Source organism: Candidatus Campbellbacteria bacterium, from assembly GCA_024653945.1.
In the GTDB taxonomy this organism is placed as follows: Bacteria; Patescibacteriota; Minisyncoccia; order Phycocordibacterales; family EsbW-18; genus EsbW-18.
Window position 1 is genome coordinate 63,486 of sequence record JANLIT010000001.1, and the last position, 24,488, is coordinate 87,973.

Consider the following 24,488-nt stretch of genomic DNA (forward strand, 5'->3'; position numbering starts at 1 on the left):
GATACATGCTGCATGCTACATGTTACATGATTCATAAACCCTAGTCGATAGAGACAATGGTGTACTCTATCTTCTTTCCTGTTGGTGTAGAGAACATGAAGATTTCACCTTTTTCTTTTCCCATAAGAGATGAGCCCAGTGGGGACAAAAAAGAAATACGTCCCAATGATGTATCAGCTTCTTCTGAACCAACAACAAGAAGTTCTTTTTTCTCTTTTTCTCCCTTTTTCTGAATAGTAACCGTTGAACCAATCTCCACAACACTGCTGTGGTGTTTTTTTACAATTTCAGCCGAATCCAATAGTCCTACGAGATATTTGATACGTGATTCAATCTGCCCTTGTGTTTGGCGAGCTTGTTGATATTCTGCGTTTTCGGAAAGATCGCCTAAAGAACGCGCATACTCAAGCTGTCGGGCGATTTCGTTTCGCTGAGTTGTAATTAAAAAATCAAGCTCATTTTTGAGCTCGTCGTGTTTCTCTTTTGTTAAATATTGTTTTCCGTCATCCATACCCTTGTGCCTACTATATGGGGGAGTATTTTACCTGTTGTGGAAACAAAAGACAAGGACCCCCTAAAGACCCCTTTGTTCTGCATCAAAATATTCAGGGGTATTGGTGTGCATCCAATCAAACAAGCGTCGCATCACCGAGGCCGAGCCGACAAGATTCGTTACTGGACCGTGTTCCATAACCATCACAAATGCGTACCGTGGTGATTCATAGGGCCAGAATCCCTCAATCCATGAGTTCACGCGCTCCTTGGAAACACCGAGTTCCGCGGTCCCTGTTTTTCCAGCAAACTCTGTGTATGCCACATTAAGTGCTTTTGCCGTTCCTTCCGTGGCACCTCGACGCATTCCTTCTCGTACCACGGCAAGAACATCACTATCAATTGGAATGGTATCAACTGGCGATATCCCTGCATCGCTACGCAAATGAGGAACGACAAGGAGACCGTCGTTTGCAATCGCTGCAATACCGCGAACCATTTGCAGTGGTGTTACCTGAAATCCATACTGGCCAATACTCGTGTTATAGGTGTCGCCCACTCGCCACGGGTCGTCAGGAAAATGTTCTTGCTTCCACGCAATACTTGGAATAAGACCATCAACTTCTCCTGAAATATCAATACCCGTTTTTGTGCCAATACCAAACAAACGTGTATACGTTCCTATGTTTTCAATTCCCAATCCTTTCTGATCTCCAAATCCTCCTCCGATGGTCATGAAGTACACATTTGATGATACGGCAATCGCTTGACGCATATCCACCCACCCGTGCGCTTTCCAATCCTTAAAGACGGTTGGTTTGTCGGGATTATATGGATTCGGGACACGCAATGAGCCGTCACTGAAAATTTGTTTTTCAGGAGTAATCACCTTTTCTGCAAGCGCCCCAATGGCAATGAATGGTTTTATAATTGACCCTGGCGTGTATCGCCCACCTATTGCTCGATTGAGAAACGGGTTTTGCGTATCAGCACTATACGCCGCGATTGCTTGTACGTCAGACCCACTTGAGAGAATATTTGGATCAAACCCAGGAATACTGACGAGTGCAATAATTTCACCGGTTGTTACATCCATAATAATGCCGGCGCCTCCAGTGAACCCCTTTTCATCCATCAAATCCTGCGCATACTCATATAACTCTTTTTGTATACGACTATCTATGGTGAGCCGAAGTGGTTCGCCGTCTTTAGGTTTGGTAATCGTCGAACCGGCTATTCTTTTTCCAAGCGCATCTTGCTCCACAATTTTTCGTCCCTGCTCACCCGCAAGAAGAGAATCATACATTTCTTCAACTCCTTCAACGCCAGTAATAGCATTTTGAATATAATATCCATTGGGATCCATCTTTGGATATCGCACATACCCTACAATATGCGATAGCGCCAGGTGCGGGTCATACTTTCGTAACGAGAACGTTTCGCTGTCCGTATCGCTTGTTGTTGCTGTTGATGATGTGGCTTCCTGTGACTCGTTCCATGCGAGTACAAGACCGTTTCTATCATATATTGGACCCCGCTGAGAAAAGATAAGTGTGTGATTCAATCGGTTAGATTCAGCGAGTGACGCATACTGTTCTCCTGACATAATTTGTAGAAAAAAAACACGTCCCACAATAAGCACACCCACACAGGTAAGAAAGAGCCCGAATAGAAAAAGTTCTCGTCGTGCTATTGGCTTTTCAATTTTTCCTTCAAATTGGTTCGTATCAAATTGAGGAATGTTGCGCGCGTCTAAAAATATCTCATCTGGACTTATATCGTGGACAGGAATACTTTTTTTACGACGAAAAAGCATCATAGCGAACGGAGCGACGAATAAAAAATATTCCAAAACACACCACAAGTGCTACTGCTGTTACAAAAAAACGAATACCAAAAAGTTCGTGTGTCGCATAGAGCATGTCGTACAACGCAGCAATAATGACCCCCTCAAGAAAAAGCGGGAATCGAAATGATACACCGGCGATTGCAACCATAAAAACCCACCATGGAAATAGTACCGAGAGAAGAAAAATGCCAAGAACTAGTGCGGGGCGTTCCATAGACGTTATTCAAGATTTTTTTGAGGATGTACAACAACCGTACGTACTTCAAATATGTTTTGTGGCATCACTACCTGGGCGATGACAAAGGCCTCAGCATCACTTTCTTTCAATTGTTTAACAATACCCAAAAGCTCTCCGCTCCCAAGAAACACATTATCATTTCTGGCAACAACACTCTCTTTAGGAATGGAAATTTCAAAAACACCCCCTCCTTGACCACGGGCGAGCAGCAAAAAATCATTCGTCCCTACGCGCACCTCTTGCTCGTATCCAGGAGATGAAAAGAGTCGTACGCGCGAAGCATTTTTTGAAACACTATCAATAACTCCGAGAGCAACCGTTGAGTCAAAAGAAACCCTATCTCCAACAGAAACACCTTGTGCTGTGCCTATAGTAATAATGAGTGTGTCGTAGGGAGAAAAAGGAGGTGTAGCAAGAATAAATCCTGGAATAGTATTTATGCTTGACGTAGCAGTATCGGAAATTCCTGAATATTTTTTTCGTAATGAGTCATATAAATCGGCTTTTATTTTTGCACGAGCAAGTTCTTCTTTGAGTGTTTTATTTTCGTCCACAAGAGATTGACGTGATTCAAATCCACCTAAAAATGATTCTGCATTTGCAGCAACGTTTTCACGAGCACTGTGAAAGGGAGATGTTATAAAAAGTAACGTCCTTGTTATGAACGACGGCTGTATGCTCACAATACCAACGAGTACCACACATACACAAATAGAAACAAGAAGTGCGATATTTTTTCTTTGTTTATATGGTCGGGGGAAGTGCATGTTCTTCGTCAATAATAATTTCTTTAAATCGAATAAGGTCTTCAAGCACCACTCCTGTACCACGTGCAACTGACGTCAGTGGGTCATCTGCAACATACACAGGAATTTTGAGCCACTCAGCTAAGAAAACATCAAAACCCCGGATAAGCGCACCCCCACCTACAAGGTACATACCACGGCGCATCACATCAGACAAAATTTCTGGCGGTGTTGTTTCAAGTACTTCTTTGATTGCCTCAACAAGCATATCAATTGATGGAGCAATTGCCTCGCGCACATCAGAATCAGTCACAATTACCTCTCGGGGCAAGCCAGTCACCAAATCACGCCCACGAACAGTTACCTCAATTGGGGTTGGGCCGGGAATGATTGAGCCGGCCTGAATCTTCAAGTCCTCTGCCGTACGTTCACCAATAAGAATCTTAAATTCATCACGAATATAGGAAGAAATGTCACTATTGAGCCTATCACCCCCTATTTTGGTGTTTTTACCGTTAACCACGCCGTTAAGCGAAATAATGGTGATATCTGTGGTTCCTCCTCCAATATCCACAATCATGCTTCCACTTGCATCCTCAACGGGAAGTCGGATGCCAATTGCTGCCGCCATGGGTTGCTCAACAATATGTACTTCGCGCGCGCCTGCATTGAGTGAAGCATCTCGTACCGCACGACGTTCAACGTTCGTTGTACCATACGGAACACCAACCACAATACGTGGTCCAAATAATTTTCTTTTTCCTTGTTGTGCACGACGAATCAAGTGCGCAAGAAATTCTTCGGTTACTTCAAAATCAGAAATAACACCGTCAACAAGTGGGCGTACTGCGTTGATGTGTCCAGGTGTTCGTCCAAGCATACGCTTGGCTTCAGTTCCAACAGCAACCACTTGTCCTGTTTTTTGGTTGACCGCAACAACGGTCGGCTCATTAATGACAATTCCCCTACCGCGAACATACACGAGCGTGTTCGCTGTTCCAAGATCAATACCGATATCATCGGACATAAAACTGCCGAATCGTTTCTTTAGTTTTTCCCACATACAAATATATACACGTAGTATATACGCGTTGTCTCAGTGCTCAAAATGGACACTCTTAGTATTTCAAATACGCGTCTATGATGACAAGAGGCCAACCACTTCTGAAGAGGTCACCACACGCGCGTCTGCCTCTGTACGACCCTTCATCTCAACGGTGTTGTTACGCATATGTTTATCAGAAATGACAAGACGCATAGGAATACCAATAAGGTCGGCATCCGCAAATTTTGCTCCAGCGGTCATACCACGGTCGTCGTAGAGCACCTCATATCCAGCTTTCTCAATATCGGTGGTTATTTTTTCCGTATACGCGTGTACATCGGCTCCCTCTTTGCTTTCAAGCACAAGCACATGCACATCAAACGGCGCAACACTCTTTGGCCACACCAACCCTTTGTCGTCTCCATATACCTCAGCAATAACTCCCATAGTGCGGGTCGGGCCAATACCGTAACTTCCCATAACAACACTTTGTTGCGTACCTGTTGCATCAAGAAAGTTAAGACCAAACGCATCAGAAAAACGCGTACCGAGAGAGAAAATATTTCCCACTTCAACGGCCATTTTTTCAACGAGATCGTCGCGCGACACACCAAGATCTTTCAATACTTCATCATTCAATACTTCTTTATTGATAGCAATATGTTTTTTCTCGTCAACATAGATGGTGTCTTCTCCCGTATCACACAATGTTTGAAACTCATGAGAGTATTTTGAGAACGTACCACCTGATGCAAAGGTCATGAATGTTCTGTCGCCAAGACCTACGCGTTTAAACACGTTGGTATATGCTTGCTTTGCTTGTTCATAAAACGCATCTTGTTCTTCTGGCGTTTTACAAAATGAGTACAAATCTTTCATCAAAAACTCTCGTCCTCGAAGGACCCCACTTTTTGCACGCACTTCATTTCTAAACTTTGTTTGAATTTGGTACACATATTTCGGCAAATCCTTATACGAAGAAATGTGGTTCTTCATAAGATTTGTGAGCGGTTCTTCGTGCGTAAAACCGAGACCAAGTTCCCCACCATTTCCTAAATGTGTCTTAAACCAAATATCTTTTGCGTCCCCTTCCCAGCGGTCTGTTTTCTTCCATGTTTCAGGATCTTGCAATGCAGACATAAACACCTCCTGTCCTCCAATTGCGTTCATTTCTTCTCGAATAATCGTATTGATTTTATCTACCACGCGGAGTCCTAGTGGCAATAATGAGTACACACCCGCCATTTCTTTATGGACAAAACCTCCACGAATAAGGAGTTGCGCATTTTTTGATACCTCATCACTTGGTACCTCTTTGCGAGTTTTTGTAAAAAGCTGTGACTGTTTCATCCCGATAGTAAATTATTCTGGCAAATGAGCCCCGTAGTTTTGAAAATATCACTATCGGGATTCATACGAAGTATTGTACGGTGCACGCGGTCTTAAAACAACTTCACGACGTCATGTATCGTCACAACAACCATTAGTAGAATCAGCAGACCAAAACCAACAATGTTGAATGTGTTTGCAACTACTGGTTTAATTGGTGAACGTTTAATTGCCTCAATAATCACAAACAAAATACGTCCGCCATCCAGTGCTGGAAACGGAACCATATTAATAACTGCCAAATTAAGTGACAGCATTGCTGCAAACGAAAGAAGTGTCACCAAACCCATGCGCGCAGCATCTCCCGCAAGCCCAACGATACCAACTGGCCCAACCACTTGTGAAAAATCAGCCGCTCCGGTTACTGCTTGATATAAAAACTGCCACAACCCCACAGCAATATTTTGTGTTGCATAGTATGTCGTTTTTGCTCCTTCAATAACCGCAAGCCAAAGTGGTAATCTCACCACGGCAATGTAATCAAGCGCAACACCAATCACTCCGCGTGTTTCTTGTCCAATGACACGAACCTCTGGAACAACGGTCGTACTTTTGAGTTCTTTTTCTCTTGTGTAAGCAATCGTCAATGTCTCTTCGCCGTGTCGTGCAATAAAATCCTGAACCGAAACAATAGAAAGTTGTCCTTCGAGCGTTTCTGTTGTACCAGCAATAGACACCAATTCATCACCTGGTAAAAATCCCGCATCACGCGCTGGGCTCGTTTCGTCAATGTGTATCAAAACTACAGATGGTACCCCCACAATCCCCTGCGTCTCCGGTGTCACCGACATAGGAAAACCGAGTGTTATACCTATTGAAATAAGACCCCATGCAAGAAGCACATTGAAAAGTACACCAGCAATGAGCACCCACACTTTTGCATACCACGGCTTTGCATCAAGGGTTTTTTCTTTTTCTTCTTGTGTGAGCCCTGTTATGTCCTCATCTTCTTTAAAAATTTTTACAAAACCACCAAATGGAATCCAATTGATTGAATAGAGTGTTTCACTTCCTGTTGGTCGCCAACTATACAAACGAGGCGGAAATCCAATGCCAAATTCATCAACGCGCACACCAACAGATTTTGCTGCAAGAAAATGCCCCACTTCGTGGGCAAGAATAAGTATTGCTAAAACAACAATAAAAAGGATAACAGTCATGAGTATTATGTTCGTATGCTTTCTTCTTTTTGTCGAGCTGTTTCTTCAAGTTTCTTGTTTGCCTCCGTGATTATTTTTTCCATTTCCTCCTTCGCACGGAATTTATCGTCCTCGCCTAGTGCCCCACTTTTTTCTTTCACTTGAATATCATTCCACACTTCGTCGCGCACACTGCGAATAGAAATACGAGCTTCCTCCATTTTCTTTCCAACAAGTTTTACATATTTCTCACGAGTTTCGGTCGTCAGGTCTGGAAAAGAGACGCGGAGTCCTTTCTCATCGGTCGCAACTGACACGCCGAGATTTGCTTCACGAAGTGCTTTGTCTATTGCACCCAATACTGATGAATCCCACGGAGTAATACGTATTGTTCGTGCATCTTCAATAGACATGTTTGCCACCTGTGCAATAGGCATAAAACTGCCGTACACATTCGCACGAACTGTATCAAGAAGCGAGACTGACGCACGCCCCGTGTGAACCGCAGAGAGTTCTTTGGTGAGCCATTCTTGAATTTCAGCGGTTTTCTTTTTTAATTCAGCAAAAGCGTATGACATATGTACAGCAACAGTATACCTGTTGCAAGTTCAAAATCCAAAGTTCAAATTTCAAAGTTCAAATTTCAAAAAATAGATACAAAAAGCTGATAGTTTGTAGCTAACAGGAAAATGGAGAAAGAAGAAACCCGCCCTTGTTGAAGGGGCGGGGTCTCGGTTCACACTACCGAGCAGTGTTTGTAGAACGAAAGCTAACTTGCGGACGAGGCAGCGGGATCGCTGCCGTGCCAGTTGCTGCCGAGCCAACGGCGGACCGAGACGACCGTGCCTTCGTCCCAAGACGCGTAGCGGACGCACAGGTCGACGCTCGCCGGGTAGCGGAAAATGTCGTCCCAGAAGAACACGTAGACCGTGTTGCCCTGAGCGTCCTTCTTCCACGACTCCGGCCAGAGCTCGGGATGCGCGACCAAGTGGTCGAGCACCTTCGCGCTGACGTTGTTGCCCCGCTTCTCGAGCTCCTTGCGGAGGTCGTAGCCGCCGATCACTCCCCCGTTCTTCTGCTTACGCGAGAGGAACAAGTTGAGCGGCTTGCCGTCGAGGTAGAGGTCGTCACCGCGACGCTCGAGCTTCACGACGCCTTCGCCACGGTGAACCTCCAGCACAGCTCCGTCGAACGGGAGCTTGGCTGGGGAACCGAGGTCGATGACGTGGTCGATGGGCTTCACCTCGTGCGTACCGCGAAGCACGCCGAGGATGCCCGCCATCTTGTCCTCGCTGTGTGCGAGGGTCGCGAAGTCCTTCGGCTCGAAGCCGACCTTCGTCGCAGTGATGGCGAGCTCATGAGAAACGCCGACGCTGATTTCGGACGCGGTTGCCATGTGGCACATCCTTTCGTTGGTGACACATCCCGTTAGAGACGCATCAGGTTTGTGCTATCTGACCACCACGCGCTGGTAGTCATAGCTATAAAAATCCGATCGTTCGGGTGCTTATAGCTATGACTACTCGCAAGTTAACTGTGAAAGAACTTACATATGCAGTATAACATCATTATTACTGTTTTGTCAACTCCCCTCAAAGCATTGCCTCGATACTTTCTCTATAAGCTAGTTCAACGCTCCTTCCCTCTTTAATAGTGCACGCTTTTTTGAAATACCACCAAATGCATATCCACCCACCGAACCATCACTTCGAATAACCCGATGGCATGGTACGCGCGGGTTTTTGTTTTTATTAAGAATGTTACCAACGGCACGATATGCACGAGGACTTCCTGCTAAATGTGCCACTTCTTTGTATGTGTGTGTTTGTCCTTTTGGAATACGCGCAACAACACCATACACTTTTTGTGCAAATGAAGACACAAGAGTACTACTGTGTTTAGAAAAGTGTTTCTTTTTCTTTTGGAGCATCTTCTTTTTTTCGTTGTGCCACAACAACATTTCGAATTGCCGTCCCTGCCCCATCACGATATGGACAGTATTCGCAACGCTCTCCTATTTCAGGCACCGTGTCACTCATAAGTGTTTTTCGTGCTTTCACAAGAATGCTGTCAATCCACGACGCATCTCCGTCGTATGGAATAACATCAACATCAAATTCAAGTTTTGCATCGAACGCTTCAACATCTTTTTTACCGTTCACGTACACAAAATATCCGCGCGGGGATACTTTGAATCCGTTGTTTCGCAAAAGCCACTGGTACACTTCCATTTGTCGTTTATATCCCTGTTGCCAAATACCATCAAGGTTTGGTTTCTCTGCTTTACTCGTGGCTTTATAATCAACAACGTGAAGTTCGCCGGAAGGCGTCACCCACACGTCATCAACTGCGCCGGTAACTAAAAAGTTACTTTCTGGGTGCACGTACTGCACGCCTTTAAAGTTTTCTCGCCATATATCTAAATCCTTATGTTCAAATGGCACTGCATCAATACCATACGCCGTCATAAGCGGATGTGGCTCACCTTTTGCACGGTGTATATCAAATTCTTTTTTGAGCAAGTGGTCAACGGCAACATTGAGTGTAAACCCCGGCATTGAGGGGCGCCCCACACCAAGACGTCGGTCCAAATAAAAACAACGTGGACACTCATGAAAGAGATCTATTTTTGAACGAGAGAGCTTAAACGGTTCGCTCGATGTTGGGTCAAATAGTTTTGCTTTGTAGCTTTTTGTAAATGCCATGATGAAATTGTACCACAGACGAAAAGAAGACCTGTCCCAGTCACGGGTCAGGTCTTCGGTATACCGCGCGAACGCGGTTGGTTGTACCGTCACCAACGTGGCGTATGACCGAATCGGTTCCTCAACTCTGCAAGTTGGCCAGCGGCTTGCATACGCCGATACCCCTCGCTCTTCACCTTCTTTTTCTGAGCCGGCGGTGGCGGGGTTGTCGACACCTCTTCAGAGAGCCGACAGCACTCAAAGCACGTCCGCCCCTCCCTCTCTTCGCGGTCCTTATCCCACCCACAGGAGGGACAGAAACCCTTCTCAACAAATTCTTCTTTTCGGGTATACATTGGAGAACCTCCGGTTCCGAAAAAGTTAGATGAAATGAACCACTATTCCGAGATAGATAATACCACAGTTTTTATAGAAAAGTCAAGTAGTTATCCCCATCTTCCCATTACACGTTATTTTGTGGCCCCATATGAGAAACCCCTCGTTCAATAAACCAAAAGACGGTAAACGTAAGGAGTGTGAGAAATGTTGTATAGAAAGCAATTTCGTAGAGCTTAAAACCAATAGCAACGCCAATACCAGATGCAACCCATAAACCTGCGGCAGTCGTTAGACCGACAAGCGTTTGGTCACGAAGAATAATAACGCCCGCTCCCAAGAAACCAATACCCGTGATAATGCCAGCAACAACACGCATAACATCAGCACCTGATACACCGAGAGAATCTTTAAGTCCGAGTGAAACAACTATAAATAGACATGAGCCCATCGCAACCAGTCCGTATGTTCGCAGACCTGCCGTTTTTCCTGCAAGTGTTCGTTCTGCACCAATGAGCATGCCAAGTACGAGTGCGGTTAGTAACTGAACAAAAAAAGTTCCTCCGAGTGTTGTGATATCCATATACATTTCAAATTATAATTTTTAAGGTGTGCACAATTGGTGCGCTTCATATAAAACCTCATCAACTTTTTTCCCAGTAATACCGGCTGTTTCCAAAATATTTGGATTATCAATAATGTTTTTACACAACACAATGTTTTGTTGATAGAGCATATCCCGTTCTTTCTTTGAAAGCGTGGTAAGACATGAGAGCGGATGTAGTTTCGTTTCCTCAATAAGGTCTTGTACATTTCCTTTGCGTGGATATCCCCATCCAATCATCGTAATACCAACACACTTTCCATGCATAATGGCATTCTCAGTAAACTTTGTATTCGTCACCAGCCACTGCGTGCACGTACCACCTGGAGGGCATAACCCGTCGTAGTTCCCCGCCTGCAGGTCAAGTGTTCGGGCATGAATATAGAGCGACACCTTCACATCGGTTTTAAATCCCTGTGCGTTGTGAAATTTTGCTTCAACCAGAATAAGCTCTTTTTCTTTTTGTGCAATAACATCAATCTCGTGTGATACACACTTTCCTTGCATCATGGCACCAACACGTACGGTGTACCCTTTTTTCTTAAATACCTCACCAAGAAGTTGCTCGAATGGAAAACCTGACGGACCAAGCTCAAGTACAGCACGTCGGAGAGAGTATCGGGCCGCAATAGGGTGGTGTTCCTTTTTCTGGAGCAATCTGAGCGCGTGATTATAGATGTGCGACGTAGTAATACCTTCGTGCAACTCTTTTTCAATATGGGTAAGGATTGTTGTGGCAACATCATCTGATGCCCCTGCATTTTTAAGCGAACGGATAAGTTTTCCTGGAGAAAACTCTTCCCGAGTTCCATCTAGTTTTGAAATAAGCATATCTAAAGTATATCGTGAGAAAGGATGCTATGCCACAGAGAACACCACACCCCCACCCACGCACACCTCGCCGTCATACACAACGAGTGACTGTCCTAACGCCACAGAACGCTGTCCTTTAGAAAAATGAACATGAGCTCCCTGTTCAAAAACTTCTATCACGCACTCTTGCAATGCTTGACGGTATCGAAACCGTGCTGAATATTTTTTTCCTTGTTTTGGAGTATCTGAAATCCAATTGGTGTGTTCAAGCACAATATCTGTATGATTAAAACCGTCCGCTGTTTGAAGGTGTTGTGAGACGGTGAGTGTGTTTGCCAAGACATCTTTTGAAACAACATACAACGGTCCGTCTGTTGGTGTTTTTTTTGTAACGGTAAATCCGTGTCGTTGACCAAGTGTATAAAGCCAAGCCCCCTCATGTGTGCCAATAACACTACCCTGTTCGTCAAGAATGTCTCCACTAGAAACATCAATAAACCTTTTTAAAAACTCCTTCATATCAACCTGACCAAGAAAACACACACCTTGACTATCTTTTTTATCTGCAACAGAAAGTCCAAACCGATGCGCTTCTGTGCGCACTTCAGGTTTTTCTAGTTCTCCCACAGGAAAGAGTACTTTTTCAAAAACGTCGCGAGGAACTCGCCACAAGAAATATGACTGATCTTTCTGCACATCCACCCCCGCCAGTAATTCTATTTTTTGAACTTTGTGCTTTGTGCTTTGTGCTTTTACTCTTGCATAATGTCCCGTCGCAATGTACTGTGCCCCCTCTTGTTGTGCTTTTGTAAAAAAAGCACCGAACTTTATTTTTTCATTACACATGACATCTGGGTTTGGTGTTCGTCCTGATGCATATTCGGAAATCATGTAGTCAACAACTTCTTTTTTGTATTCCTCTTCCAAATCAAATGTCTTGAATGGAATACCGAGGTGCGCGCACACATCCATAGCGTCAGATCTCTCTTCTTTCCACGTACACTCCAAAAAAGGCGGGTGCCATGTCTTGATAAAGACACCCGTGACATCATAACCCTGCTCGCGGAGAAGTGCGGCAGAAACCGAGCTATCCACACCCCCACTCATTGCAACGTATACTTTCTCCATAGACACAGCGTACTATACTACAAATAATTGACTTTTCATAAAAAACGTGTATTATCAGCGTGGGAATGTGTGGGTGGCGCGTGTTCACCTCGCATATCTCAGCCTCAGCAGAGTTGCCCTTCATCTGCCGGGGCTTTTTTTATACACAAAGAAATCGTACACTATATGCATGACAGTGAAAATTGTTCAAAACAAAAACCCCGTGCTTCGAGGAAAAGCCCACGCTGTTTCAAAATCGGATGTTGGTGGTAAAAAACTTGCATCTATTGTTGCTGATATGAAAAAGGCGCTCGCCACACAAAAAGATGGTGTTGCTCTTGCTGCGCCCCAAATAGATATTCCGTTGCAAATATTTATTGTTGCAGGAGCCATCTTTAAAAAAGAAACGGATGAAAAAACACCCGACGATATGGTGTTTATAAATCCTGCAATTGTCAAAAAATCACGAACAAAAAAATGGCTGGAGGAAGGATGTCTTTCTGTTCGTTGGAAATATGGAGAAGTACACCGACATACAAAAGCAACGGTGCGCGCTCTTGGTTTGGATGGAAAACCTTTTGAGGTCGGTGCCAGTGGACTCTTGGCACAAATTTTTCAGCACGAAACAGACCACCTCAACGGTGTCCTGTTTATTGATACCGCCCGCAATGTCCACGATATGCCACCAGAGAAACCTGAGAAACCTGAAAAAAAATAAGTATGAAACCTTCGTTCGTCTTTTTTGGCTCACCCGACATTGCGGTCACAGCTCTTGAAACACTGCTCCATGCGGGGTTTATTCCGCATACCATTGTCACCGCGCCTGACGCGCCTCAAGGACGCGGGTTAATTCTCACTCCTCCACCAGTAAAGGTGTGGGCTCAAAAACATGCCATACCAATCCTTCAACCGGAAAAGCTTTCGGAGGAACGTGTCGTGTCAACACTACAAAGTTGTACTCCTGAGTTTTTTGTTGTTGTTGCCTATGGAAAAATTATCCCACAGGTTATTCTCAACATCCCACACAGAGGAACACTGAATCTACACCCATCTCTTCTTCCCCGACATCGTGGACCCTCACCAATTGAATCTCAGATTTTACATGAACAAAGTTCAACAGGTGTTGGTGTTTCCATTATGCTTTTGGATGAAAAAATGGATCATGGACCAATTCTGGCACAACGCTCCCTTGAACCAGGGGCACCGTGGCCTGTTGCAACAAGCATTTTGCGACCCCACCTTGCGCGGATTGGAGCACAACTCTTGTGTGACGTACTGCCAAAGTATCTTGACGGGACACTCTTACCTATTGAACAGAATCATGAACAAGCAACGTATTGCAAACTGATTAAAAAAGAAGATGCATTGCTGGATATGAATAGTGCTCCATATATTGAGTACTTAAAAATACTGGCATATGATATGTGGCCTCGAGCATTTTTCTTTATAGAAAAGAGTGGAAAAAATATTCGAGTCATTGTCACTCGTGCGCGATTTGAAGATACCATGCTCACTATTGAAAAAGTTATTCCCGAGGGACGGAAGGAAATGACCTATGCGGAGTTTCTTTCTTAGTTTTCATCCCCACCTCCAAGTCCCATCTTCTGCAAAAGTGATTTAAACATTCGAGCGCCTCGGCGAGAATCTCGTGTTTTTTTATTTTTTCGTTTTCGTACTTCATCAAGAAGTTCATCTTTTGCAACATCAATTGCCGCATACAAATCTTCTTTGTCTGAAACCACGCGTATAAGCTCACCCTCAACACGTAGGTTTATCTCGCAACGAAAAATACTACCTCCACTGTGGTGGCGTGTTGTCATACCCATTTCAACCTCAGCGTACGCTTCTTTTGAAGGGTCAATGAATTTTCCTACTGAAACAACCTTTTCCTGCGCATACGAACGAATCGCTGATGTTAATTCCATACCTGTCGCCTTGAGGGAGATATTGAGCATACGAAATGACGATGAACGAGTAATACTCCTATTCTAACACTTCAACTACTTTATTTCTTGCATGATGTCCGGTACGGATACGGAGTTTTGAAACAGGAATGCCCAAACGCCTAGCCACGAGAGCCAGTGTACGTAGTGTTGCTTTGTTGTCCTGTGCCTTTTCTCGAACAGATATAACAAATCGCCCATCACCTTTATCTTCAATGGTTTCTTTTGGAGCGTTTGGAGTTACTTTTATTTTGAGATACGTGGTGTTCATATATACATCATAACGTACAAACGCCCCCACTTGCGTGGAGACGTCTGTTTGATACATGGTACAGAATTTTTTAAGAGGCGCAAGTGGTTATCCACCTTGCCAACATTCCCCCTAAAATGTAAACGCCCCCACTTGCGTGGAGACGTCTACATCAGCAATCTTATACTACCCCTTTGTGGAGTGCAAATGAGTTATCCACAGTGCTAAAATGCTCTCTGAAAGACCTTTTGTTTATTTGGGTTATACCCAGCTTACCTAAAAGTCTATGAGCTTATTTTAAGACCAAGATAGATACCGAGAAATCCACCGATGGCCGTGCAAATAACTGAAGAAAAACCAAACGGGCTTGCTCCCCACAACGTTGGCACATACCCACCGACAAATGAGCCGACAAAAAGCCCGAGCCAAATAAATTTCTTTGAATCCACGGTGTGTAGTTTACCCCGTTAGATACAAACCCGCTATACCAACTCATGTCTATATATAAACAAGATATCTAACGGGGTGTATCACCCAAACAAAAAGCCACCGATGGTTTGGTGGCTTTTTGTACTACGCCGTCTACGCTAGAACGTAAAGTATTTTGAGAAACCTCCAACGAGTGGAAGCGCCTTTTCTCTCTTTTCTACAACGTTCACAATTCCGATAATGGAAAGAATGAGTGTTGCGATATTGACAATGTTCAATAGCATCCAGAGTTGCCACATAAACATGCCCAAAATCCATACAATAACTTCAATGCTCAATACTACAAGTCCTTGTTTAATGTGGAACTTCACAAATGGTTGTTCTTTGTTTGTAAAAAACGGAATTAAAACCAATGGGCCGATGTATGAAAGAATACCCATGAGTGTATTCTTACTTGCAGCATCGTCTGCGTGTGTTCCTTGTGGTGCGCTGTTTTGTTGTGACGCGTTATTGTTTACTTGATCCATACTTTTTATATATACTACTAGTAATAATAGTTGTCTTCTTAGTGTATCACTCTCCCCATATCTCAAAAACAAGACGGTGGATTACGTGTGATTACTGTTGTTTTTTAATCAAAAATACTGATGAGATATTTGTCGATTTCCCTCTGATCCATATCATAAAAGTTAATTTTCTTTCGGTGCAATATACGGGCCAAGTCTGTGCCCACAAATCGCCAATGCCACGGTTCAAATTGATAAAACGTATTTCCCTGTGGATACGAGAGAACAAAACCATATTTATACGCATTATCATCAAGCCATGTATATGCAGATGTTGCCCCAAAACCATCTAACCCACCGTTCAAACCAGTCGTCGTAAAATCAATCGTCGTTCCGAGTTGGTGTTCTGAGTATCCTTGGTCTGCAGAAAAAGCATTCGCGCCCGACCCATAGCTCACTGTGTATCCAGTTTTAAGAGCAGTTTGGGTACCAAATGAACGATATGCAGAAACAATAAAAAGCTCTACATCATCATCCTCTGCGTCTTGTATGAGGTTTTCAAGGAAACTTCTTACTTGTCGGTGAATTTGTTGTGCAACTTTTTCGTCATAGAGAAGATCCTTATCAATAGTAACGAGCCTTGGTGGCGTATAATTTTCATTCAAAAAGTATACTTTGGAATATTTTTGCAATAATTCAGGATCTAGTTTACTCAACTTTTCAAATTCTCCCACTGTGCCACTAAGCTCTTCTATTTGATCTTCAAGATTATTCACACGTGACTCTTGTAAATTAAGTTCATCACGCAAATTTGTCTTTTCTTCTTCTGCTTGTAACAACTCACCTTGAAGTGACACGACCGAGCTTGATGCTGACAAATAAAGACCGTTGATTGTATAAAAACGATATCCTCCGTATCCGAGAATAATAAGAAGGACAACAACAATAATGCTCAAGAGTGTGTCTGCTATTTTGTGTGAAGGTTCCATATGTGTAATGTGGCTTGATTGTAGCACCTTTTACTCTAGAGAAATAGAAAAGCACCCTGTATCTCTACAAGGTGCTTCGGGTTGCCCCAAGGAAGTCCTAGAAGGACTGGCTCGGGAGGAGAAAGATGACAGGCTGGCGCGGGTTCATGTGAATCACCCCGCAGAAAACCAGCATTCGGTTCGGCTTCGCTCCGGTGGGGGCGCTGATGCGCACCTTGCGCATCGTCCCCAACTTCCTCGGGGTGCTGGGATCGAGGTCGTTCTCGACAGAGTGGAACGTCTTCTGCACACGCTCCCAGCGGTTCTTACGGTCAGCCATGTACTCTCTCCCGCTAAGTCACGCGAAATTGCGTGACATATTTTCCGATACAACTGTATCATACTATATTATACATGTCAAGTACTATGAACGGTGCTCTATTTTTGTGCACATCACACTCGCCCACCACTAAAGCATCTAGAATCTAACCTATACACAGTTTAGTATAAAAATTTTTCAAAATTCCAGAGCATGTATGGTAAACTATTGTGTATGGAAACACTTATCCACGCAGATATTTTTTTCTTTATCACAAGCATCTTTGTTGTTCTTCTTATCATTACGTTTGGTGTATCAATGTATTACATCATTCCAATTTTTAGAGACCTGCGACACCTCTCAGAAGTCGCGCGAAAAGAAGGTGATAAACTTGTTGGTGATATTGATGAACTGCGCGGTGCGGTGAAAGAAGAAGGCACGAAGATAAAAACGATTTTTGATTATTTTATTGGATTATTCATTAAACGGCAGAAAATAAACAAAAAAAAGAAAGCGGGTATTAAAAAAGACAGTAACCAGTAGAATTACATCGCGCTCTGTGTTACGTTTCTATTAACGGTACGTGACATGATCTCGTGAGATCAACAATTACGCGATGCGATTTTGTGAAATCGCACATGAAAAAAACAACAAAAAAGGTGGCGACGGGAGCAGGAATCGCAGTACTCGCAGCAGCGGCCGCAGGAACATATTTCTTTTACGGGTCAAAACATGCGAAGAAAAATCGTGCTACAGCCAAGGCGTGGTCACACAAAGCAAAAAACGAAGTTATACAAAAACTAAAGAAAGCGTCAACGATAACCGAAAAAGGATACCACGCAACAGTTAAAGAGGTTGCTGGACGTTACAAAAAACTACAGAAACTTGACCCTAAAGAAGTCGCCGTGTTTGTGTCAGAACTCAAAAGTCATTGGAAAAATATTTCAAAGGAATTAAAAGCTGGAACAAAAACTGTTCATCACACAAAGAAACCAACCGCAAAAAAGAAATCGGCCAAGAAAACAAGAAAATAGGCCCCTAAAGTAAAAAACACCCATTCGGGTGTTTTTTACTGCTATACTGGTTGTATGAAAAAAATCCACTCTCTTTCTTGGTTGGTGGTTCTGTTCTGTCTTCTATTGATTAGTATGACTGTGGCTCCCTCTTCCGTCCACGCAAACACTGATTTAAAAATATCAGGATGGATTCCCTACTGGGCAGTATCCAGTGGCACAAAAGATGCACGAAAAAATATTGATGCATTCTCGGCTATTTTTCCTTTTAACTATTCCGTAAAAAGTGACGGTTCCCTGCTTGATTTAGGAAAAATCAAACAAAGTGCATGGAAGAAGTTGTTCACTGTAGCAAAAAAGAAAGATGTGCTTGTCATTCCAACAGTTATGTGGAGCAACACGGGTGCCATATACACAGTATTGAACAACCCAAACCTTAGAGCAAAACATATTGGAGAGATTGTAACGATGGTGAAAAAGCAAAAGTTTGATGGTGTGGACATTGATTATGAAGGAAAGAGTGCCGAAACATATACTTCTTTTGCACTTTTTCTCAAAGAGCTCAAAAAGAAACTTGGAAAAAGAAAAGTTCTCTCGTGCACCATTGAAGCACGAACTCCACCAGATTCTCTCTACAAAACAATTCCCACCGACTTGCGCTATGCGAATGATTACAATGCAATTGCAAAATACTGTGATCGTGTGAACATCATGACCTATGACCAGCAACGCGCAGATCTCAAACTCAACGACGCACACGTTGGGGAAGCATATATCCCCATGTCAGACCCCGCGTGGGTCCGCAAGGTCATTGAGTTGACACTACAGACCATTCCTAAAGAAAAAATCTCACTTGGCGTTCCCACATATGGACATGAGTATGAGGTTATCGTACGCTCTGGAGCATATCAGGAGTATGGGAAGACTGGTGCGTTCAATCCTTCGTATGGAATCAAGACCGCGAAACAATACGGTATCACACCCGAGCGTAGTGACGCTGGCGAGTTGAGTTTTACGTTCTCTCTCCTCCCAACGGCGCCACAATTCCTATATAACGCACCCATCCCAACAAACACATCCAGCGCAAATCGAGTTGCAGCACAATCATTTGCATACACAAAGGCGACCGGGCTCGCGTCAGTGTTCTATTATGCAACGTGGAGTGATGCGGAAGCTATCAGACAAAAGATTGAGCTTGCGCGGGAATATGGACTTGCGGGTATTGCACTTTTTAAAATTGACGGTAACGAAGATTCCGCCATGTGGAAACTCTTTGATTAAAAAATACCGCTAAACTATTTATTATTTCGGAGATATGTAAGTGTTATTGCACGAAACCCAAAGAAAAGAAGTGGTACTGCAATAATCTGTAAAACTGATATCCACGGCGACGAAATAACCGACAAATACCAAAAAGATTGTTGAGGTAAACCAACTTGAACAAAGATATAAAGCAGAGATGTTACCAAAAGTGTTAGTACCCCCGACATGACAAAAAAGATGCCTGATTTTGAAACGACAGAAAACGAAGACAGTTGTTGTTGTTTAATATCTCGGAGTTTAAAAAGTAAAAATATCTGCATTGGAATAAAGAAGAGTACGTGCGAAAGCCACACGGGAGCATAGTTTGTATCAAATGTAGGAATTAAAAAGCTTAGGGAAAAATACACACCCGAGAGAATGAGTACTATGGCCGACACAACAGTAAAAGCTTTATGGTGAGAAAACGGTTTCAGCATAGCAAGCACTTCTATAAATAAAAAGTATGCGAGAAGATGCAGAATAAGTGTTATGAAAAAAAATGGATATAAATCACGCTGAACAACGGTAATGTTTGCGTTTATAATAATGTTTGGCATTTTAAACAAAAGAAGAAATACAAATCCAAAAGTTAAATACAAATGAAATGCATGTTTTCTTCCGCTTAAAAACCACAGCACAAGAAAATAGAGGCCACTTACAATAGAGACCAAAAAAGCAATCCCTGCGAGGAGAAAATTTGTGGTAATCATGTATAGTAAGAATAGTAACGCTTATAGTAAGAATAGTAACGCTACACAAAAAAATTGCAAACAAGCACTGTCTTGATATACCATTATATACGTGAATATAACAAAAACCCGCCACCTGGCGGGTTTTTTAAAATCGTTATTCTGTTACCACCACCGTTCCCTGCATTGAAGGATGCAGTGAGCAGGTGTATTGGAATACTCCAACAGTATCAAAGGTAAAAGAGAATGTAGCGCCCGTGGCCAATGAGACGCTTGATGGGCCAGCACCTCCAACCACACTTACCGTGTGTGGTGCACTATCCTTGTTCGTCCATGTAACCGATGTTCCTTTCTTCACCGTAACCGTCTTCGGAGAAAAGGCAAAATTTTCTATTGCTACAGACGCCGTAGGCACTAAAAATTCTGCTGTTGGTGGCAGTGTTGTTGGTGTCACTGTTGTTGTGGTTGTTCCTGGGTCCGTGGGAGGAACGAGAACGGCTGGTTTTCGTACCCACATAACACCGAGAACAACAAGAATAATAATAACAATCCAAATAATGAGTGATTTCATATGTATAAAATTTATTTGTAATACTATGTTTTGCACGGAGAGTGTCTCATGGTCCGTGTTTAAATTTTATCGTACAATGTCTTTATACGATTTCATTGTATCAAAGTATGTATAAAACTTACACAAAGAAAAGGCCGACCCTAGAAAAGGCCGGCTGTTACTACCCCCAACACCACGAGTGGCGCCAATCTAGTGCTGTTGGCAGGCTTCAATAAAGCGATTTGTAACATGGAACACACCCCTATCATCCTGAACCAGCAGAACTTGGTCAGGAGACATCCACTGCGGTGAAGCCATGTCCAGCCACGAACACCAGAAGCCGAAGAACACCAGATTTGGGTCCCAGAGGTTCTCTTCATAGAACTTCATCAGTTCTTGAAGATGAAACCCTGCCCAGAGGTCGCCCTTTTTTCTCTGGAAAAAGAGAACCAACCTTCCCGCCGACACCTCAACCTCAAGCTTGCCGAACCTGCCGGTAGCTCCCGTTGGTCGGACGGAAATGTCACTTGGCCTGGTGGACTGTCTACCGTGCAGGTTCTCAGTAGATTCCCCAAGAACTCTGAACTCTGCTACTGAAAAGGACATTGGCACTCCTCTCTAGGTGTTTTTGATATCGTTCTGGGGAAACCTTAGCACACAAAAGAACGCAGGGAAATGCTTTACTTCAAATGCTACTTTCCGATACAATGAAAGAATATGAGATTCGGCATATTTGAATCAGGAGAACAAAAACCACTCGGTGTAGGAGATGAGAAAGAAACCTTTGTTAACCCCGCAAACACAGAGAGGATTATTTCTGTACTCAAAAAACAGGAGTATGTGGAAAAAGATACCCCCAATAAACTGAAGGGTGCTTTTTATTTAACAAAAATAATTCATCTACTCCTCCCCCAACACGTGCCTGACATCTATCAAGTTGGAGAATCAACTAACGGACAACAAACATTTGACAGAGAGCGTATTGCACACACACCAGGGCACGCGTTATTACAAAAAGAGCGCCTAGTGGGTATTGATTCTGAGGAAGCAGGAAAACAAATGGTCAAAGAAATGAGTGCAGAAATGTCCGAGGTTACTTCAAAACTTGAAAATATCGGACTTGGTTTTAACATTGACGAAAATCTTGGTAACTACACCAGAAGCGAACAAGGAGACGTAAACTACCTTGAGACCTTTACACCGTGGGGAGTCAATCCCACACAACCACCAAAACTTGAGCTTCTTTTTGACAAGGGGGCACTTTTAGAGGCCATTAAACAAGTGCCTGACCAAAAAACACGGGGTGTGTGTGAGGCACACCTTGAGAGATTACTCAAATTATTTGAAGAGGAGAACAAAACATTAAAAAGAGATGCTGAACCAGAAATTAAAGACCTTGAAGTATTATTCACTGCCTTTGAAACAAAACACGACTTGGAACTTCTTCTTGCTATTCAAACTGAAAAAGAGGCGCTCGCCAGTCAGGAAAGGGCTGCGGCAAAAAATGACCTCTTGTTGATTTGGCCTCAATTAAAAACTCTTAGTACTGGAACAACTATTACAACAGAACGATTGCTTGAGCTACGTAAGAAATACGACAAACTGTTCCATGCAATAGGAGTTATTTACATGGCACCAGGAGTGGCCTATGGCTCTGGACGTGTGGACCACGAACGATAACCCTGAAGAAGTTTTGGTACAAAAAAGCCGCCGAAGAGCGCACGGCTTCTTCGACAGCTGTGGTGCAGGGGTCCTTGTAGACCTCTACGCCAGAGGGAATTCCATCAGGTCGAGGTCGAACTCGATTGCGAGACGCTCATCCCTTCGTTTCCTCTCCTGACAATCGGGGCACTCGACGGGAGCAAGGACCAACGCACTGAAGTGACCCTCAGCCGCCCACTCTGCACAGCGCTGTTCGAGTTCGCTCCCTTCCGGAGCGGACCCGACATACCCACAGAGGCACTGCACGTTGTACTTTTCCACTGTTGTCTCCTTTCCGAGACGGGTTTATGTATCCGCTTAGTATGATACACTATTATTATTAAAAGTCAAGCTCCTTGAACAGAACCTCTACCTCTTTCTAAAACAAAAAAGCCGCCGGAGAGCGCACGGCTCATTCGACGGTATCAACTTGAGAGCAATGAGGGTGGATTCTTGCTCGACGATTCCTGATTGCAATCATCGTGCGTCCAAGCTCAAACGCAAGAGTTCTGTCGTTTGGACACTCTGGGTCTAGCACCCTCAAATCTTCATTCTTGCTCCAAGGTCTGCGGTGATTGGACCGATTGACGGGGCACTTGTTGTGACTCCGTTTTTTTGAGGCAATCCATTTTTCTGGGTGTCTACTTCGCCACGTCCTATCGTATTCACGCTGTTTGCCCAAAAGAATGCCTCCCCTGACCCATTGGTCGGTAGTTACAAAGAACCTTTCTGCTCACGTATTGGTCTGAGTTCAGAACCTTTAACTGGTCACATACTACCCTAGGGTCTATTCAAAACCTAATTCATAAAAAATAAAATGGAGTCAGGCACTCTTTTTAAAACCCTCTTGGTATGTAGTTATATCAAATATATGTTAACATTATTTTGTCTTTATCTTTCTAAAAGGGGCAGGCAGTAACTACTGCACACTGTGCAGAAATAACATGGAACAAATAAAAAAGACGTTGTTTAATCGTGGTTTTACCATTATTGAACTTTTGGTTGTTATTGCGATTATTGGAATTTTGAGCGCCGTTGTTCTGGTGAGTATAAGCATTGCTCGTGAAAAAGCGCGTGATGCCCAGCGAGTAGCAAATATAAATCAGATTGCGATCGCCATCGCCCTTTACGAAACTGACAATGGAGTACCGCCCGGCGAAAGTGGTGTTGAATATGTGAATGGCAAACCAGAATGGATTCCGGGTCTTGCACCAAAATATATACCCTCGGTTCCGTCAGATCCCATTGATGCCGGAGAACATAAATTTCACTACTCTCGTAATGGTAATGACTATGAAGTTATTTCTTTTCTCGAACAAAACGGCAATGATGCGTCTTGTGGTGACGGTGGTTCTTCGTGTCAATACTATGAAAAATCGACTGGTGCATTTTTGGCTCTCGTAAATCCCGGCGCAAGTGGATGGCGCTTCGCATCTTCTACTGAAGTTGTCTTTATGACATGCCCTAATCTTGGGGAGCAGGTAACTATTTGTCACAGACCCTCAGAAAATTCAGACAGTGGGCAGACACTCACAGTATCATGTAATGCGATAGGACCAGAAGGACACAGTAATCATGAGAATGATATTCTTGGGGCGTGTTCCACAGAAGTTATTACCCCTCCACCACCAATTGCCACCACCACACCACCAACCCCTCCTCAGACAACACTGATTGCTCCTGCTGGATTTTCGATGTCTTCGACGCTTCCCGGCACCAATTTATATTCAGGCTACTTGTCGTTTTCTTGGACAACGCGAAATGACGTCGCAGGATATAGGATATATTTGACGAACACTGCTACAAATGTAACGACTACTCTTAATTTCTCCCCAGCAAATGCAAGCGGTGTAGGCAATTTTGGGTATGCTCAGGGAGTCCAATATTCTGCCTATATCGTTTCAGTCGACTCCGCCGGAAATATTTCGACTCCGTCTGCTACACTTTATGCAACAACTTTGAAATTAACTAGCCCAACAAACTTCACTGCTTCTGCTACAAGCCCTACCTCTGTCTCATTGGCATGGACTGCTTCAGAAGGAATTATCTATAAATATATGATTACAAGATATACCGGCAGTGTGGGTACTGCCCAGACAGTCGTAGAAGTTCTTGCTCCAGCGACCTCATATGTTGATACTACCGTTGAACTAGGCACGGCGTATATTTATTGGATTAAAGCTATGAGTGTAGAAAATTACGCTGGTTTCAACCTTGGTACCTCGGTAACAACACCAACATCTTAGGAAAAAGAGGTCAGACACCTTTTAAATCTGTTCGGGTAAATACCAAACGGGATCGCCTCTTGCTTCGCTCGAGACGCTACATTTTTATACTCGTTACACTCGTTAAAAATATGCGCCTACGGTTCGATCC

General features: G+C 43.6%; 30 protein-coding genes. 7 read left to right on the top strand and 23 right to left on the bottom strand.

Translation table 11 applies throughout. The features are described from left to right. Nucleotides 1-40: 40 nt before the first annotated feature. The 14 genes from greA to mnmA all read right to left on the bottom strand — a co-directional run bounded on the left by greA (nucleotide 41) and on the right by mnmA (nucleotide 12,463). Complete coding sequence (gene greA, locus NUW02_00275; GenBank protein MCR4274476.1) at nucleotides 41-511, bottom strand: transcription elongation factor GreA; 471 nt, start codon at nucleotides 509-511, stop codon at nucleotides 41-43. A gap of 63 nt (nucleotides 512-574) precedes the next feature. Next, nucleotides 575-2,311: a penicillin-binding transpeptidase domain-containing protein gene (locus NUW02_00280; protein ID MCR4274477.1), complete on the bottom strand. Its 1,737-nt coding sequence runs from the start codon at nucleotides 2,309-2,311 to the stop codon at nucleotides 575-577. After that, nucleotides 2,292-2,555 (bottom strand): hypothetical protein, encoded by a 264-nt coding sequence (locus NUW02_00285; GenBank protein MCR4274478.1) that lies wholly within the window; start codon nucleotides 2,553-2,555, stop codon nucleotides 2,292-2,294. The genes NUW02_00280 and NUW02_00285 overlap by 20 nt, the downstream gene beginning before the upstream one ends. 5 nt (nucleotides 2,556-2,560) lie before the next feature. Then, complete coding sequence (locus NUW02_00290) at nucleotides 2,561-3,346, bottom strand: hypothetical protein (protein MCR4274479.1); 786 nt, start codon at nucleotides 3,344-3,346, stop codon at nucleotides 2,561-2,563. Then, complete coding sequence (locus NUW02_00295; protein MCR4274480.1) at nucleotides 3,324-4,388, bottom strand: rod shape-determining protein; 1,065 nt, start codon at nucleotides 4,386-4,388, stop codon at nucleotides 3,324-3,326. Before NUW02_00295 ends, NUW02_00290 begins: the two co-directional genes overlap by 23 nt. Before the next feature lie 75 nt (nucleotides 4,389-4,463). After that, entirely contained in the window at nucleotides 4,464-5,720 is a 1,257-nt protein-coding gene (locus NUW02_00300; protein MCR4274481.1) for a His/Gly/Thr/Pro-type tRNA ligase C-terminal domain-containing protein, read from the bottom strand. A gap of 92 nt (nucleotides 5,721-5,812) precedes the next feature. Then, a complete protein-coding gene (locus NUW02_00305) occupies nucleotides 5,813-6,919 on the bottom strand; it encodes a site-2 protease family protein (protein MCR4274482.1) in 1,107 nt (368 codons plus the stop codon). A gap of 5 nt (nucleotides 6,920-6,924) precedes the next feature. Then, a complete protein-coding gene (gene frr / locus NUW02_00310) occupies nucleotides 6,925-7,476 on the bottom strand; it encodes a ribosome recycling factor (GenBank protein ID MCR4274483.1) in 552 nt (183 codons plus the stop codon). Nucleotides 7,477-7,667: 191 nt separating this feature from the next. After that, the gene (locus NUW02_00315; protein ID MCR4274484.1) at nucleotides 7,668-8,294 is read right to left on the bottom strand and encodes a hypothetical protein; all 627 of its coding nucleotides are present in this window, start codon (nucleotides 8,292-8,294) and stop codon (nucleotides 7,668-7,670) included. A gap of 228 nt (nucleotides 8,295-8,522) precedes the next feature. After that, entirely contained in the window at nucleotides 8,523-8,780 is a 258-nt protein-coding gene (locus NUW02_00320; protein MCR4274485.1) for an MGMT family protein, read from the bottom strand. 16 nt (nucleotides 8,781-8,796) lie between these two features. Further along, nucleotides 8,797-9,603: a PD-(D/E)XK nuclease family protein gene (locus tag NUW02_00325; protein MCR4274486.1), complete on the bottom strand. Its 807-nt coding sequence runs from the start codon at nucleotides 9,601-9,603 to the stop codon at nucleotides 8,797-8,799. Between the two features lie 442 nt (nucleotides 9,604-10,045). Beyond that, nucleotides 10,046-10,501 (bottom strand): MgtC/SapB family protein, encoded by a 456-nt coding sequence (locus NUW02_00330; GenBank protein ID MCR4274487.1) that lies wholly within the window; start codon nucleotides 10,499-10,501, stop codon nucleotides 10,046-10,048. A gap of 21 nt (nucleotides 10,502-10,522) precedes the next feature. After that, nucleotides 10,523-11,353, bottom strand: coding sequence for an ATP cone domain-containing protein (locus tag NUW02_00335; protein MCR4274488.1), 831 nt, complete (start codon nucleotides 11,351-11,353; stop codon nucleotides 10,523-10,525). 27 nt (nucleotides 11,354-11,380) lie between these two features. Next, nucleotides 11,381-12,463, bottom strand: a complete 1,083-nt coding sequence (gene mnmA / locus NUW02_00340) for a tRNA 2-thiouridine(34) synthase MnmA (protein ID MCR4274489.1) — start codon at nucleotides 12,461-12,463, stop codon at nucleotides 11,381-11,383. 169 nt (nucleotides 12,464-12,632) lie between these two features. Here mnmA and def point away from each other — a divergent pair, with 169 nt between their 5' ends. Both def and NUW02_00350 read left to right on the top strand, forming a co-directional pair. Further along, nucleotides 12,633-13,160: a peptide deformylase gene (gene def, locus NUW02_00345; GenBank protein MCR4274490.1), complete on the top strand. Its 528-nt coding sequence runs from the start codon at nucleotides 12,633-12,635 to the stop codon at nucleotides 13,158-13,160. Nucleotides 13,161-13,162: 2 nt separating this feature from the next. Further along, entirely contained in the window at nucleotides 13,163-14,017 is an 855-nt protein-coding gene (locus tag NUW02_00350; protein ID MCR4274491.1) for a methionyl-tRNA formyltransferase, read from the top strand. Here the strand turns inward: NUW02_00350 and raiA are convergent. The 6 genes from raiA to NUW02_00380 all read right to left on the bottom strand — a co-directional run bounded on the left by raiA (nucleotide 14,014) and on the right by NUW02_00380 (nucleotide 16,878). Continuing rightward, nucleotides 14,014-14,397: a ribosome-associated translation inhibitor RaiA gene (gene raiA / locus NUW02_00355; protein MCR4274492.1), complete on the bottom strand. Its 384-nt coding sequence runs from the start codon at nucleotides 14,395-14,397 to the stop codon at nucleotides 14,014-14,016. The genes NUW02_00350 and raiA overlap by 4 nt on opposite strands. Nucleotides 14,398-14,425: 28 nt before the next feature. Beyond that, nucleotides 14,426-14,656: a DUF167 domain-containing protein gene (locus tag NUW02_00360; protein ID MCR4274493.1), complete on the bottom strand. Its 231-nt coding sequence runs from the start codon at nucleotides 14,654-14,656 to the stop codon at nucleotides 14,426-14,428. Between the two features lie 263 nt (nucleotides 14,657-14,919). Continuing rightward, entirely contained in the window at nucleotides 14,920-15,084 is a 165-nt protein-coding gene (locus tag NUW02_00365; protein MCR4274494.1) for a hypothetical protein, read from the bottom strand. A 138-nt stretch (nucleotides 15,085-15,222) separates the two neighbouring features. Next, nucleotides 15,223-15,591: a hypothetical protein gene (locus NUW02_00370; protein ID MCR4274495.1), complete on the bottom strand. Its 369-nt coding sequence runs from the start codon at nucleotides 15,589-15,591 to the stop codon at nucleotides 15,223-15,225. Between the two features lie 104 nt (nucleotides 15,592-15,695). Next, nucleotides 15,696-16,559, bottom strand: coding sequence for a D-alanyl-D-alanine carboxypeptidase family protein (locus tag NUW02_00375; GenBank protein MCR4274496.1), 864 nt, complete (start codon nucleotides 16,557-16,559; stop codon nucleotides 15,696-15,698). A gap of 97 nt (nucleotides 16,560-16,656) precedes the next feature. Continuing rightward, entirely contained in the window at nucleotides 16,657-16,878 is a 222-nt protein-coding gene (locus NUW02_00380) for a hypothetical protein (protein MCR4274497.1), read from the bottom strand. Nucleotides 16,879-17,091: 213 nt separating this feature from the next. On the opposite strand from NUW02_00380, the gene NUW02_00385 reads away from it, so the two are divergent. From NUW02_00385 to NUW02_00395, 3 genes are all read left to right on the top strand, one after another. Beyond that, nucleotides 17,092-17,400, top strand: a complete 309-nt coding sequence (locus NUW02_00385) for a hypothetical protein (protein ID MCR4274498.1) — start codon at nucleotides 17,092-17,094, stop codon at nucleotides 17,398-17,400. 95 nt (nucleotides 17,401-17,495) lie between these two features. Continuing rightward, nucleotides 17,496-17,891 (top strand): hypothetical protein, encoded by a 396-nt coding sequence (locus NUW02_00390; GenBank protein ID MCR4274499.1) that lies wholly within the window; start codon nucleotides 17,496-17,498, stop codon nucleotides 17,889-17,891. Between the two features lie 54 nt (nucleotides 17,892-17,945). Continuing rightward, on the top strand, nucleotides 17,946-19,151 hold the full coding sequence (locus NUW02_00395) for a glycosyl hydrolase family 18 protein (GenBank protein MCR4274500.1): 1,206 nt from the start codon (nucleotides 17,946-17,948) through the stop codon (nucleotides 19,149-19,151). Nucleotides 19,152-19,165: 14 nt separating this feature from the next. Here NUW02_00395 and NUW02_00400 read toward each other — a convergent pair whose 3' ends face one another. The 3 genes from NUW02_00400 to NUW02_00410 all read right to left on the bottom strand — a co-directional run bounded on the left by NUW02_00400 (nucleotide 19,166) and on the right by NUW02_00410 (nucleotide 21,017). Continuing rightward, nucleotides 19,166-19,882, bottom strand: a complete 717-nt coding sequence (locus NUW02_00400; GenBank protein MCR4274501.1) for a hypothetical protein — start codon at nucleotides 19,880-19,882, stop codon at nucleotides 19,166-19,168. Nucleotides 19,883-20,018: 136 nt separating this feature from the next. Further along, entirely contained in the window at nucleotides 20,019-20,432 is a 414-nt protein-coding gene (locus NUW02_00405; protein ID MCR4274502.1) for a cupredoxin domain-containing protein, read from the bottom strand. A gap of 189 nt (nucleotides 20,433-20,621) precedes the next feature. Then, nucleotides 20,622-21,017, bottom strand: a complete 396-nt coding sequence (locus NUW02_00410; protein ID MCR4274503.1) for a hypothetical protein — start codon at nucleotides 21,015-21,017, stop codon at nucleotides 20,622-20,624. A gap of 111 nt (nucleotides 21,018-21,128) precedes the next feature. On the opposite strand from NUW02_00410, the gene NUW02_00415 reads away from it, so the two are divergent. Both NUW02_00415 and NUW02_00420 read left to right on the top strand, forming a co-directional pair. Next, the gene (locus NUW02_00415; GenBank protein ID MCR4274504.1) at nucleotides 21,129-22,091 is read left to right on the top strand and encodes a hypothetical protein; all 963 of its coding nucleotides are present in this window, start codon (nucleotides 21,129-21,131) and stop codon (nucleotides 22,089-22,091) included. A gap of 965 nt (nucleotides 22,092-23,056) precedes the next feature. Next, on the top strand, nucleotides 23,057-24,358 hold the full coding sequence (locus NUW02_00420) for a prepilin-type N-terminal cleavage/methylation domain-containing protein (GenBank protein MCR4274505.1): 1,302 nt from the start codon (nucleotides 23,057-23,059) through the stop codon (nucleotides 24,356-24,358). The last annotated feature ends 130 nt before the right edge of the window (nucleotides 24,359-24,488 follow it).